The sequence below is a fragment of the Devosia sp. RR2S18 genome, assembly GCF_030177755.1.
In the GTDB taxonomy this organism is placed as follows: domain Bacteria; phylum Pseudomonadota; class Alphaproteobacteria; order Rhizobiales; family Devosiaceae; genus Devosia; species Devosia rhizosphaerae.
In genome coordinates this window covers 3,470,001-3,482,474 of record NZ_CP126539.1, presented here as the reverse complement: position 1 = coordinate 3,482,474, position 12,474 = coordinate 3,470,001, and the positions used below count along the sequence as shown (strand labels likewise).

The 12,474-nt window shown below is 61.2% G+C and carries 16 protein-coding genes and 2 tRNA genes (1 of these 18 cut by a window edge); 13 read left to right on the top strand and 5 right to left on the bottom strand.

The window, feature by feature from the left end; genetic code table 11:
• Positions 1-23 precede the first annotated feature (23 nt).
• Positions 24-359 carry an ion transporter gene (locus tag QOV41_RS17145; protein WP_284578017.1) on the bottom strand — a complete coding sequence of 112 codons (336 nt, stop codon included), beginning with the start codon at positions 357-359 and terminating at the stop codon, positions 24-26.
• A gap of 368 nt (positions 360-727) precedes the next feature.
• On the opposite strand from QOV41_RS17145, the gene QOV41_RS17140 reads away from it, so the two are divergent.
• Positions 728-1,102, top strand: a complete 375-nt coding sequence (locus QOV41_RS17140) for a tudor domain-containing protein (RefSeq protein WP_284578016.1) — start codon at positions 728-730, stop codon at positions 1,100-1,102.
• Positions 1,103-1,113: 11 nt separating this feature from the next.
• On the top strand, positions 1,114-1,443 hold the full coding sequence (locus QOV41_RS17135; protein WP_284578015.1) for a hypothetical protein: 330 nt from the start codon (positions 1,114-1,116) through the stop codon (positions 1,441-1,443).
• 234 nt (positions 1,444-1,677) lie between these two features.
• On the opposite strand, the gene rsgA is transcribed toward QOV41_RS17135, so the two are convergent.
• Together rsgA and QOV41_RS17125 are read right to left on the bottom strand one after the other, a co-directional pair.
• On the bottom strand, positions 1,678-2,661 hold the full coding sequence (rsgA, locus tag QOV41_RS17130) for a ribosome small subunit-dependent GTPase A (RefSeq protein WP_284578014.1): 984 nt from the start codon (positions 2,659-2,661) through the stop codon (positions 1,678-1,680).
• A 62-nt stretch (positions 2,662-2,723) separates the two neighbouring features.
• Entirely contained in the window at positions 2,724-2,873 is a 150-nt protein-coding gene (locus QOV41_RS17125) for a hypothetical protein (RefSeq protein WP_284578013.1), read from the bottom strand.
• A gap of 159 nt (positions 2,874-3,032) precedes the next feature.
• On the opposite strand from QOV41_RS17125, the gene QOV41_RS17120 reads away from it, so the two are divergent.
• Positions 3,033-3,500 (top strand): hypothetical protein, encoded by a 468-nt coding sequence (locus QOV41_RS17120; protein ID WP_284578012.1) that lies wholly within the window; start codon positions 3,033-3,035, stop codon positions 3,498-3,500.
• A 306-nt stretch (positions 3,501-3,806) separates the two neighbouring features.
• Here the strand turns inward: QOV41_RS17120 and QOV41_RS17115 are convergent.
• Positions 3,807-3,881 (bottom strand) — tRNA-Thr (locus QOV41_RS17115).
• Positions 3,882-4,306: 425 nt separating this feature from the next.
• Here QOV41_RS17115 and murA point away from each other — a divergent pair.
• The 10 genes from murA to QOV41_RS17060 all read left to right on the top strand — a co-directional run bounded on the left by murA (position 4,307) and on the right by QOV41_RS17060 (position 11,145).
• Positions 4,307-5,599: a UDP-N-acetylglucosamine 1-carboxyvinyltransferase gene (gene murA / locus QOV41_RS17110; RefSeq protein WP_284578011.1), complete on the top strand. Its 1,293-nt coding sequence runs from the start codon at positions 4,307-4,309 to the stop codon at positions 5,597-5,599.
• Positions 5,600-5,602: 3 nt separating this feature from the next.
• Positions 5,603-5,977: a VOC family protein gene (locus QOV41_RS17105; protein WP_284578009.1), complete on the top strand. Its 375-nt coding sequence runs from the start codon at positions 5,603-5,605 to the stop codon at positions 5,975-5,977.
• Positions 5,978-6,422: 445 nt separating this feature from the next.
• The gene (locus QOV41_RS17100) at positions 6,423-6,857 is read left to right on the top strand and encodes a DUF2948 family protein (protein WP_284578007.1); all 435 of its coding nucleotides are present in this window, start codon (positions 6,423-6,425) and stop codon (positions 6,855-6,857) included.
• 9 nt (positions 6,858-6,866) lie between these two features.
• Positions 6,867-8,159, top strand: coding sequence for a histidinol dehydrogenase (gene hisD / locus QOV41_RS17095; protein ID WP_284578006.1), 1,293 nt, complete (start codon positions 6,867-6,869; stop codon positions 8,157-8,159).
• An 8-nt stretch (positions 8,160-8,167) separates the two neighbouring features.
• Entirely contained in the window at positions 8,168-9,127 is a 960-nt protein-coding gene (locus QOV41_RS19810; RefSeq protein ID WP_350150085.1) for a UPF0262 family protein, read from the top strand.
• 76 nt (positions 9,128-9,203) lie between these two features.
• On the top strand, positions 9,204-9,422 hold the full coding sequence (infA, locus tag QOV41_RS17080; protein WP_035082742.1) for a translation initiation factor IF-1: 219 nt from the start codon (positions 9,204-9,206) through the stop codon (positions 9,420-9,422).
• An 11-nt stretch (positions 9,423-9,433) separates the two neighbouring features.
• On the top strand, positions 9,434-10,072 hold the full coding sequence (locus QOV41_RS17075) for a Maf-like protein (protein ID WP_284577997.1): 639 nt from the start codon (positions 9,434-9,436) through the stop codon (positions 10,070-10,072).
• On the top strand, positions 10,072-10,263 hold the full coding sequence (gene yacG, locus QOV41_RS17070) for a DNA gyrase inhibitor YacG (protein WP_284577995.1): 192 nt from the start codon (positions 10,072-10,074) through the stop codon (positions 10,261-10,263). Before QOV41_RS17075 ends, yacG begins: the two co-directional genes overlap by 1 nt.
• A 115-nt stretch (positions 10,264-10,378) precedes the next feature.
• Positions 10,379-10,454, top strand: a tRNA-Phe gene (locus QOV41_RS17065).
• A 457-nt stretch (positions 10,455-10,911) separates the two neighbouring features.
• Positions 10,912-11,145, top strand: coding sequence for a hypothetical protein (locus tag QOV41_RS17060; RefSeq protein ID WP_284577994.1), 234 nt, complete (start codon positions 10,912-10,914; stop codon positions 11,143-11,145).
• A 45-nt stretch (positions 11,146-11,190) separates the two neighbouring features.
• Here the strand turns inward: QOV41_RS17060 and QOV41_RS17055 are convergent, their stop codons facing one another.
• On the bottom strand, positions 11,191-12,474 hold the 3' portion of the coding sequence (locus tag QOV41_RS17055; RefSeq protein WP_284577993.1) for an outer membrane protein assembly factor BamB family protein. Its footprint extends 600 nt past the window's final position; the window shows 1,284 of its 1,884 coding nt (coding positions 601-1,884); the start codon falls outside the window, past its right edge — the gene reads right to left on this strand; its stop codon occupies positions 11,191-11,193.

Here is a 12,474-nt window from a genome sequence, read left to right as displayed (position 1 = left end):
GACAGACACTTCTGGCACCCCACCTATGCGGCACGGCGTACGTTCAACAGTGCCTGGGCTAGCTGCCCGCCTTCCAGAGGACGTGACAGTAAAAAGTCCTGCAGATGGTCGCATCCAAACTGGACGAGTGCATCGCGCTGCTGGTCCTCTTCCACCCCTTCTGCAGTTAGACGGGCCGCGAGCTCGACGACGAATACCCCCAGGATCAGGCGATCCACAAACAACAGAGCCGTGCTGAACTCACTCAGCAGGCCCAGCTCAGCTTCCAGGCCCAGTGTAACCGCATTGATCAGAATTATTGTGATAATGAAGTACTCCCAGCTGCGGGAGCTCAGCAGCGCTCGCAGTTCAGACCGCATCGGTAGCACTCTCCAACCCTCATGGTTCTAGGGGTCTCATACTAATCAAAGCCCGAAAAAGCCAAGCGCCAAATGGCGTTGTTCTGAGCGGCCAGCGCACTGAGGCAAGCTCCGGCTGCATCCATTTCGTCGGCAACCCTGCCGTGCGCGTCAGCCGATAACTTGCCTTTTCCAGAGGGAGTGCCCTGCGCAATCGTTAATAGCGCATCTCGACAAGACAAACCCGCACAGCAGAGCCGATCTGGCAATATGCCTTATTTGAGTTTTATGTCGAATACTTTGCAGCTGGCTGTTCGCAAGTTTATCGGAAGTGAGTACCTAGCTGGACGCCGCAAATTCTCTACCGCGGAATATAAATGGGGACGTACATGTTAAAGTTTGTGTCGGCAGGCCTCACGGCTGCCATTCTGATCGCCAGCAGCGCTGGGGCTCAGGCCCAGACCCAGGGTGATTGGGTACTGGGGAACTACAAAGGTTCGGGTTACTGGTTTGCCGGCATAGCCGAGAAGATCGAGGGCGGCAAAATCACGATCCTCTACGATGACGGCGAGCGCGAGACTGTGAGCCTGTCCAAGGTCCGTCCCTATGATTGGATGATCGGCATGGAAGTGGAATGCAATTTCCAGGGCAAGGGCGTCTTCTATCCCGGCACGATTGCTTCCCTGGCCGGCGAGAAAATTGGCATCGCCTACCATGATGGCGACAAGGAAACGACAACCACCGGCCTTTGCCGCTCTTTCTAGAAAGTATGATGATGAACTTCTTCAAGGTGGCGCTCGTCGCCACGGCGCTGACCACCAGTGTTCTTCCTGTCGCTGCACAGAACGTCGAATTTACTCTGATCAACAACAGCTCGCAGTCGCTGCACTACTACTACGCAGCACCGAGCAACACCGAAGATTGGGGTGACGACCTCTTGGGCGACACCGGCACGCTTGAGCCGGGTGAAGAGGCGATCGTCTTCATCGGTGATGGCTCGGACCAGTGCCTCTACGATTTCCTCTTCGAAACAGCCGAAGGCGGCGAACTCGACGTCTACGAAGTCGATATCTGCTCCCTCGGCAGCTACACGCTGACGGACTAACGGACTGAGGACGATTTCTGCAGAGGCGCGTATCGCGCCTCTGCGTTACCCACGTGGCGCGCGCCTGGCACCCGCCGCTGGCGAACCGCGGCGGGCGTCCATCTTGCGCCTAGAAGCTGAAACGTCTGCGGAACCGACATGCATCAGAGCGCGTCCGGCACTTCCCGCCTTTCAAGGCTTGGCTAGCCTCAGGGCAGTTAAACCCGCTGCAGAGGTATGACTTCGTGCAAGCGACTATGCGTGACGGCCGCGACTTTCCGCTTGCAGCTTTCTCCAACGCGCCAGCCGATCAGGATCAAGCGTGCCTGCCGCCACTGCGGCGATAACGGCGCATCCGGGCTCATGGTCATGGCTGCAATTGCGGAACTTGCATTGGGGGGCGAGTTCAGTGATCTCCGCAAACAGCATGTCGATCCCCTCACTCACATCCTTGAGGTGAAGGCTTCTGACGCCAGGGGTGTCGATAACCCAGCCACCGCCGGACATGGCATGCAGTGATCGAGACGTTGTGGTGTGACGGCCTTTGGAGTCGCTCTCGCGCACGCTGCCTGTTTGCTGGGGCTGACCCCAGCCGACGCCCACAAGGGTATTCACAAGAGTGGATTTGCCGACCCCGGAGGAGCCAACCAGAGCCACAGTCGAGCCAACGCTGCACCATGGACGCAAGGCTGCTGCGGCCCCTGTCGAGCGGGCATTAAGCGTGACCACAGCGAGCCCCCGCTGAAGCAAGGAGGCTTGCTGCTCGAACTCTGCTGCATCCTGCGCCAGATCGGCTTTGGTGAGAACAATCACCGGCTCGGTTCCAGCCTCATTGGCAAAGGCGAGATACCGTTCCAGCCGAGCGAGGCTAAAGTCATTGTTGCAGGAGGCGACAATAAACAGGGCATCCACATTCGCAGCCACGAGTTGCATGGGCTTTTTGCCCTCAGCGCTGCGTTGGAGCAGCGTTTTGCGCTCCAATCGACGGGTCAACAGATGGGTCAGAGGGTCGGCTAGTAACCAGTCCCCAACCGCGTATCTGCCGGTGTCCGTATGGGCGGGCAGATCCAACTCGATTTGCCCGACGGTCGAAAGCGCGGTCAGCCGTTTGCGATGGATCGCGTCGATCCGCAATCGTGCCAGGTCGAGTTCACCTCCGGAGAGTTGATCCTCAAAAAAGGGCGCCCAGCCAAGCCGCTGCAAGTCCGCAGCATTGGTTTGCGCGAAATTGTCGCTCACAGTGCCCCCTGTAGACAGAAAAGCGTCAGGAGATTGGCGTGCAACACGACTGAAACCAGCATCTAGTCCGGCTTCGGGCTTTCGTCGGGTGCTGCACTTTCGGGTTGCTCGACAGCCGGCTTCAGCTTGGCCTCTGCACGTTCAGCATTTTTTAGCTTCTTGAGCCGTTCGCGCTCTTTTCGTTCGAAACTGTAGTTGGGGGTACGAGCCATGGTTCCTCATCGTCTTTGAATTGCTGTTCCTGATCCTTCACGCGTCCGAACACAAGGACGCATTCACTTGGCCGATGTCAATTCGTTGGCAATACCGTTCGTTTCCGAGCTCCCGGAAGCGCCTTGCGTGCTACACGTGGGCAAATCACCGGGGAAACCATGTCAGCCGACCCTTCGACAATGAACGATCCGAAACGGATCAAGATACTCATGCAAAATGCGCTCACCCGAGGTGAGGAAGGATTGGCACGCCTCTCCATGCGCCGGATCTTCGAGCTCGGTGGCGCTCACCATCCCGACGCGATGACGCAGCGGTTGTGGCAGGTGGTAACTGCCTACGAAGAGACCCTCAGGATCAAGCATGGTCGGGCGCAGCGCGCCACAAAGATGCGCAAGCAGATCGAGACCAAGGGGCCTATCGCAACGTTGGCGGCTTTAGCGACAGACAAGGTCGTTACGCCCGGCTTTATCGCAGTTGTTGAGAGTGGCATGGCCGAGTTCACCGGTGAGTACGTGGTCTTGGAGTACGCCAACCGGTTTGACGACGCCGTTGTGCAGGCTGCGCGCACCCGCTTGGAGGGATTTGGCATAGCACTGCCGAAAACCTGGCGGTCGCGGCTGAACTAGAAGCAGCATGGCTTCGGCCAAAGCCCGCCCACTGCTTCAGCGTAGCACTTGCTTGCACATGCACGCCGCTCACACTGTGTTCTGAAGCGTCGGGTCGAAGCTTCAGTCCACTGGTGCTCGACTTGTTGTATGCGCCGGTACTTAGACCCCGCGCCCCACCGCACATGCTATATCTGCGAGGGGCCTCCCGCAACTCTGCCAGGTCAGTGTAGATTGGAGCTCCGCCAGTCGCTCCCCGCAGACGCCGTTTGCAGCCGCCAGCGGGCGACCACCCGAGATCGAGTAACTTGCCGTACCAAGGGGAAATGGTGCTGCCGGACAGGATTGAACTGTCGGCCTCTCCCTTACCAAGGGAGTGCTCTACCACTGAGCTACGGCAGCAATTAGCGCGGGAGACAAGGCGTGTCCGGCGACGCGGGCTCTACTGCCATAGGGTCTGGCTCGACGCAAGGCCAAAAAACGCCTATCACCAGTCCGAAAGGCAACGTAGATTCTCCTTGGGCCCATGAGCAAATCCGAACAAGCCGCCCTGCGCGAGCAAAGATTGGCCGCAAAGCTCCGGGAGAACCTCAAGCGCCGGAAGGGACAGGCTAAGGCTCGCGCCACCGCGGACGAGCAGGCACCTGGTTCTGCTCCGGCTGCCGAAACGGTCCCGGTCAAGAAACCGTAAACCATTTTCGGGCGAACTGAGTTACGCCTTTCGACACTGAGTGCGGCGAGTCTAGCCTACGGGGCTGAGAAGACTTGGCCTACCTCGTTCCCCACAAAAGGTGGCCAGACCGGCCCCGCGAGATAGGATAGACTTTATGGACCGCATTCGTTTGGTCGGTGGCAACGAACTTCATGGGGAGATCCCCATCTCCGGCGCCAAGAACGCTGCCCTGCCGCTGATGATCGCCTCCTTGCTCACCGACGAGCCGCTGGTGCTGCAGAACGTGCCGCGCCTGGCTGACGTCAAACAGCTCGAGCGCATCCTTGAAAATCACGGCGTCGACATCGCCGTCCATGGCCGCCGCCGCGGTGAGGACGAGGGCGTAGGCCAGCGCATGACTTTCCATGCCGCCGATATCGTGGACACCACCGCGCCCTACGAGCTGGTCTCCAAGATGCGCGCCAGCTTCTGGGTCATTGGGCCGCTCCTGGCGCGCTGCCATGAGGCCCGTGTTTCCCTGCCGGGCGGCTGCGCCATCGGTACGCGGCCAGTCGATCTCTTCCTGTTCGGCCTCAAGGCGCTCGGCGCCGAGATCGACATCGACGGTGGCTATGTGCTGGCCAAGGCTCCCAAGGGCGGGCTGGTCGGCGCCCGCATCACCTTCCCCAAGGTATCGGTGGGCGCAACCCACACCCTGCTGATGGCGGCGAGCCTCGCCAAGGGCACGACGATCCTCGAAAATGCCGCCCAGGAACCCGAGATCACCAATGTAGCCGAGTGCCTTGTAGCCATGGGCGCCAAGATTACCGGCATCGGCACACGCACGCTGACCATTGAAGGCGTCGACCGCCTCCATGGGGCAACGGTCGATGTGATCCCCGACCGCATCGAAACTGGCACCTTCGCCATGGCCGCCGCCATGACGGGCGGCAATGTGCTGCTCAAGGGTGCCCACGCCGAACACCTCAAGGCGGCGCTCGATATTCTGAGCCAGACCGGTGCCGACGTCACCTCCGAAGAAGGTGGCATCCGCGTCTATCGCAATGGCAACGGCATCCAGCCGGTCGATGTCGATACCGATCCGTTCCCCGGTTTCCCCACCGACCTCCAGGCGCAGTTCATGGCGCTGATGACCATGAGCACTGGCACGTCCCGCATTCGCGAAACGATCTTTGAGAATCGCTACATGCACGTGGCCGAGCTGGCCCGCTTCGGCGCCGACATCAGTGTCGATGGCCAACTCGCGACCATCCGGGGCAAGCCCCAATTGCGCGGTGCCCAAGTGATGGCAACCGATCTGCGCGCCTCGGTGTCGCTGGTGATCGCGGGGCTCGCAGCCCGGGGCGAAACCACGGTCAACCGCATCTATCATCTGGACCGCGGTTTCGAGCGCCTCGAAGAGAAGCTCTCGCGCTGCGGTGCCGAAATCGAGCGCGTTTCCGGCTAACCTATGGCGCGTCAGCACGGCACCATCGTCTGGAACGATTTGCTGACCAGCAATGTCGAACGTGCCAAGCGCTTCTATGCCGAGACACTGGGCTGGACCTACGAAGATTTCTCCCTTGCAGGCCAGCCCTACTTCGTCATCCGCTCCGGCGAGACCATGGTGGGTGGGTTGGGCGCCATCGAGCACGGCGACCTTGAAACCACCCAGTCCTATTGGTTGGCTTTTATCGAGGTGTCCGAAATCGACGAGCGGTTCGCCCGGGCACTGGAGGCGGGTGCCACGGCCATTCGCCCGCCCCACACCGTCCCCGATGTGGGCCGCGTCTGCGTGCTGCGCGACCCCACCGGTGCTGCCATCGGCTGGATGCAAGGCGCCTAGCCATCAGTACCTCTTCACCTCCACCTTCCCAGGGTGAGGCCGGGTGGGGGTCTCTCACCCCCAAACCCCTTAAACTGACCCCGACTATCCGGGTACCCGCACCCCTCCGCCCCGTGCGACAGTGCCTCATCTCCGCACAAGCTGCGCGGTGGCGAAGGACGGTTGGTGCGGGGATCCGGATGGAAGGGAGGTCACCTGTTTACCTGCCGGACGACCAACACCGAGGCGAACTTCGCCCCGTGTCGCAGCATAAGCGGCCAATCTGGCCAGGGCGGCGCTTCGGCACGCCACATCTAGCGAGGTAGAGGAGAGCCGCATTGCCCCACTGCCGCCAAACTTGTAGATCGGGAGCACCGGAACCAGATAGGGATCAGTCCAGCCGGCCCGAGGCACCGCTGCCGCAAAGGCTCTGGAAGGATTTCATGCGAGAAGAACAGGGCGCCCCATGACTGACCTCAAGCTGATTGCGCTTGATTCCGAAGACCTCCAGATCATCTCCGCCCATGTGCAGGACGCGGTGCTTCGCGTTGCCGAAATGGGCTTTGCGCGCGCCGACCGCCGCTTTGCACTGTTGATGAACCGCTTCGACTGGGAAAAGACCGGTGGCCGGCGGCAGAAGGGTGTCCGCAAGCGGGCTGCCCTGCACTTTGAGCATGTGCTTTCGGTCGCCTTTGTCGGCTTTGATCCCAATGCGCCCGAGGGCGTGCTGGAATTGCTCGCCATCACCTTCACGCCTACCGAAGCGCCGGCCGGAGTGATCGAACTCAGCTTTGCTGGCGGCGGCACGGTGCGGCTCACCGTGGAGTGCGTCGAAGCCCGCCTTTCCGATCTGGGCGCTGCCTGGGCGGCTGCCGCCAAGCCGGAACACAGACTGGACTAAAGGACCTCCATGCCCATTCGCCTCGATAGCGCCGACACCGATTTCGAAGTGCACTTTTCTGCGCTGCTAGGCGGCAAGCGGGAGTCCAGCAAAGACGTCAACGACACGGTCGCCGGCATCATCGCCGATGTGCGCCGGCGCGGCGATGCGGCCGTGGTGGACCTCACCAACAAGTTCGATCGCACCAGTTTAACCGCCGATGCCCTGCGCCTTACCGAGGATGAGATCGAGGCGGCCGCCGCCAGCGTGCCCGCCAATATCCGCGATGCCCTCCAGACGGCGCATGACCGCATATGGGCGCATCACGAAAAGCAAAAGCCTGAGGATCACATCTATACCGATGCGCTGGGAGTGACGCTGGGCACGCGCTGGACGCCCGTCGACGCCGTGGGCATCTATGTGCCGGGTGGGCTGGCGTCCTACCCGTCCTCGGTGTTGATGAACGCCGTGCCCGCCAAGGTTGCCGGCGTCAGCCGCATCGCCATGGTGGTGCCGACCCCCGATGGGCAGGTCAATCCCGCCATTCTGCTTGCCGCCAAGATCGCCGGCGTTACCGAAATCTACCGCATCGGCGGGGCGCAGGCCATAGCCGCCTTGGCCTACGGCACGGCTACCGTCGCTCGCGTCGATAAGATCGTAGGTCCGGGCAATGCCTATGTGGCTGCGGCCAAGCGCCAGGTTTTCGGGCAGGTCGGCATCGACATGATTGCCGGCCCGTCCGAAGTGCTTGTCATCGCCGACCGTTCCGCCAATCCCGCCTGGGTTGCTGCCGACCTGATCGCCCAGGCAGAGCATGGGGCAGGGGCCCAATCCATTCTGCTCACCACCGAAGCACACCTTGCGGACGCCGTCGAAGCCGAGGTCGAGCGGCAATTGGCTATCCTCCCCAAGGAGGCAATCGCTCGCGAGGGCTGGGCCGAGTTCGGCGCCATTATTACGGTCACTTCGCTGGACGAGGCTGCAGTGCTGGCCAACCGGATCGCCTCCGAACATGTGGAACTAGCGATCGACGATCCACAGAGCATGGTTCCAGCCATTCGCCATGCCGGCGCGATCTTCCTCGGTCACCATACGCCCGAAGCGATTGGCGACTATGTCGGGGGCTCCAACCACGTGCTGCCCACCGCACGGTCGGCCCGCTTCGCCTCGGGCCTGGGCGTGCTCGACTTCGTCAAGCGCACCTCGATCCTGGGCTGCGATCCGTCCTCCCTGTCCACTCTGGCCGATGCTGCCGTGACGATCGCCGAAGTGGAGGCGCTGGCGGGGCATGGCCGCTCCATTTCCATAAGGCTCAACCGGTGAGCATCTCGATGGAAACCACGGCGCGGGTCACCGACACCGACCGTCTGGTGACTGTAACGCTGGATCCCAACACCATTACCTCGATCAATCCCGACGAGGTGCATGAATGGCGTAGCGCGATCTACGACCTGCTCGAGGACAATCGTTTTCGCCCGGCGCGGGTGGATGCGACCGGCCCGTTCGCGCTCCACATGTCGATCATCGGCAATTCCATCGTTCTCGATGTGCGGCATCCCACGACCTTCCAGCCGATTGCCGCCCATTACCTGTCGCTCACCCCGTTTCGCCGTTTGATCCGTGATTATTTCCGCATTCGCGACGCCTATTACGAGGCCATTCGCTCCGCGCAGCCCTTTCAGATCGAAACCGTCGACATGGCTCGGCGCGGCATGCACAACGAAGCGGCCGAATTGCTGCGGACGCGCCTCACCAACAAGATCATCATCGATCTGAATACCGCGCGACGACTCTTCACCCTGATCTGTGCCGTGCAGCCTTATGCCAGCCGGATCGACGAGCGTGTTAGCGAGCTACCCACGGTGCTCTTTGTCTGCTCGATGAATTCGGTGCGCTCCCCCATGGCGGCGGCACTGGCGCGCCAGGCTTTTCCTGGGCGCGTGATCGCGCGCTCGGTAGGCGTCAATGGTGGCAAGGCCGATCAGTTCGTCCATGAGGTGATGGAGGAGGCGGGCATTGATATGAGCGTGCACACGCCCCATATCCTCGATGAACTCGTCGCCACCCGCTTCGACCTCGTCGTCACACTGTCCGATGACGCGCCTGGTGCTTTGGTCCACAAGGCCTTGGAGGCAGGCGCCACCGAGCATTGGGACGTGGCCGATCCTTCTCTAGTGGAAGCCAGCCGGGACGCAACGCTCGATGCTTATCGCGAGCTGCGCGACAGTTTGCGCAAGCGGGTGCGGGCCCGTTTGGAGCCGCTGGTTTCCGGTGGTTCACAAAACCCCTGAACTAGAGTAGGTTCCGCGCGTTTTTCGACCCCGGCGCGCCGTTTTGGAGCCGCGCGGGGTCTTTTCTGGAGAGAGTATGGCCAAGGAAGAAGTGCTCGAATTCCCGGGCGTGGTGACTGAATTGCTTCCCAACGCGACGTTCCGCGTCAAGTTGGAAAACGAACATGAGATCATCGCCCACACCGCCGGCCGCATGCGCAAGAACCGCATCCGCGTTCTCGCCGGCGACAAGGTCCTGTGCGAAATGACGCCCTACGACCTGACCAAGGGTCGCATCACTTATCGCTTCAAGTAAGGCGGCACGCCATGGCCAGCCGTCCGGAACTCATCCTGGCCTCCGCCTCGCCGCGCCGTCTTGCGCTCCTCAACCAGATCGGCATCGAGCCTGAGCATCTGGTGCCCGCCAATGTCGACGAGACGCCGGAAAAAGGCGAACTGCCGCGCAAGCTGGCGATGCGATTGGCCGACATCAAGGCACTGACTGCCCAGCACAAAGCCCGTTCCGCGGGTTTTGGCACTGGCGCGTTGGTGCTTGCCGCCGACACTGTGGTGGCTGTCGGGCGCCGCGTCCTGCCCAAGGCCGAGACGATGGAGGAAGCAACCGATTGCCTTCATCTTCTCTCCGGCCGGGCCCATCGCGTTTATACCGCGCTGACGGTGCTGACCCCTTCGGGCAGCAAGCGGCAGCGAGTCGTGGAAACGCGCATCCGTTTCAAGCGTCTCTCCACCCGTGAAATGGAAGCCTATCTTGCCAGTGCCGAATGGCGCGACAAGGCAGGAGGTTATGCCATTCAGGGGATTGCCGGCGCCTTTGTGGTCAAGCTGGTCGGCTCCTACACCGCCGTTGTCGGCCTCCCGCTCATGGAAACCGCGCAACTCCTCGCCGGGGAAGGCTATCCGGTCCAGTTCAACTGGCTCAACCAGTCGGCCTTGTCGGGCGTCTGATGGCAAGGTCATGCCCCATCTGCGGCAAGCCATCGGTAGAAGAGTTCAAGCCCTTCTGCTCCAAGCGCTGTGCTGATGTCGATCTTAACCGCTGGCTTTCGGATAGCTACGTCATCCCCGCGCGCGATGACGAGGTGGGTGAAGAGGCTGACTTGGGTGTTCCTGGTGCCGATGAGGACGACAATATCTAAGCGCCAGGCGGTCCTGCAGAAGGCCTTTTCCACAACAGCTTTTCCCGCTTGCGCCGGCAAAACCCTTCCCCTATAAGGCCCGTGGCTTGAAGCCGGGCGCCGCAAACGCCCCGCTGCCCGGGTAGCTCAGTTGGTAGAGCAGCGGATTGAAAATCCGCGTGTCACTGGTTCGATTCCGGTCCCGGGCACCACGCCTTTCTCGTTTCAGAACAAGAGCTCAAGTGCTCCATAGGCGTCCTTTGTAGCGCTTGCATGTCGCAAACATGTTGCGCTGCGATCTCCAGCATTTCCGGGGTTTTCTCGACAGTCTCGGTGAATCCATGCGACATGGATGCAACATGGGGGCGTTGATGGATTGGTGGGGCGAGGCCTGGCAGCGGTTTACAGGCAGCGATGAACTTATCGCTGCTATTCTAGCACTCGCCGTACCCGCGGCATTGCTGGCCATCAATCGCTGGTTTTCTCGGCCAAAGCTCAGCTATGGCATCATTCAGAATTTGGTTCGGCACCGGCACGTGGTGGCAGCAGGTGCTCTACCTCGGCGCCACCATTCCGCTCATCATCGCTGTCATCATGATTGAGATCGAGCGCTCCAATTAAGCGACCGCAGGGGCGGCGCCGCATGCAAAGCACGTAAGGATTTGACAAATGGTAGCAGAAACACAGGCGATGAAGCTGGCGCTCAAGGCGCTGATCGAGGTGATGGCTAACGCGGGGCAACTGGATAGAGAGCGCTGGAACGATCTGCTCGGCAGCATGGCTGCGAACATTGGTAACATGGAGCTGGAAAAGGATCCCCAGGGAGCCGAACTGCTCAGAGAGACAGTGGCGGCTGTGGATTTCTACAAGATCGAAGAAAGGCAGACCGACAACAGCAACTAGGTGTGAGTTGACACTGCGCCCGGGCATTAAGCGCCCTTGCGGTGGTTATGGCGCCAGCCGGTAAGCGACTGCCTGATCCGAGACTTCCGGCTTGAGGATGGAATTACCTCCCACCGCGAAGACGACATAATCCACGCCCTCATGGGTGAAGACCGCCGGTATCGAGACGGCAGGCGCCTCGACGAGATCAGACCAGATTTCCTCCCCCGTCGCCGCATTGAGCGCGCGAACTCGGGAGTCGACCGAGGCGCCTATGAACACCACACCGCCAGCGGTTACGACGGGACCGCCCAGAGTTGGCGAGCCCCAAGCCTCAAGGCCATAAAACCCGTAGAGCTGCGCCCGGCCGAATGGGGTTTCATATAATAGCTCGCCCGTCTTGAGGTCGTAGGCCGAGAACGTGCCGAACGGCGGCTCCCAACAGGGCATGCCAGCCCAGTTGCTCCAATCGGTCAGATAGATGCCGTAGGGAGAGCCTTCCTGCGGGGAATAGCCCTCCTCATTTCCGCCGGTGGTGGCGTCCAGGCTGTCATATTCTGCCCGAGGAATCAGCCGGATCAGCTGCACGATGCGCGATGCGTTGACGTAAAGGATGGCGTTGAGCGGGTCGACGGCGACACCGCCCCAATTCGTCGCGCCGGCAGTGCCGGGGAAAAACAGGGTGCCTTGCTCTGACGGCGGTGTAAAAATGCCTTCATAAAGATACTGGTCGCGATCGCGCGAGCACTGCCACATACTCACAAGGTCAGCGAGCGGCCAAACGTCCGGCAACTCGAGCGGGTTGCCCATCGGCCTTGGTGTCATTGCAAAGGGCTGCGTCGCGGCGGTGACTTCGCCCTCGGCGGTGCTGGGAGGCGTCGGGCGCTCTTCGATCGGAAAGAGCGGCTCGCCCGTTCGACGGTCAAGCACAAACAAAAAGCCCTGCTTGGTCGCCTGCACGAGAGCAGGAATAGTCTGGCCATCCCGCTCGATGTCGACAAGGGTGGGCGCAGAGGGAGTGTCATAATCCCAGATGTCATGCCGGACGTGCTGGAAGCTCCAGACGATCTCCCCCGATTCGATGTCGATGGCGCTAACCGAGGTAGCCAGCGGAATAGGGTCGGTCCGCAGGCCGCCCCAGTAATTGGGGCTGGGCGACGAGACCGGGGCATAAACCATGCCGAGTTCTGGGTCCGCCGTCATCGCCGTCCAGATGTTTGCGGTTCCCGTCTGCGGGACCAGTTCGGATGGAATGAAGCTCGTTTCCCACAGTAGCTCGCCCGAGCGCGCATCTATGGCCAGAAGATTGCCGGGCGGGGCGACGGTATACTCCCAATCCTTGCCAGCCCA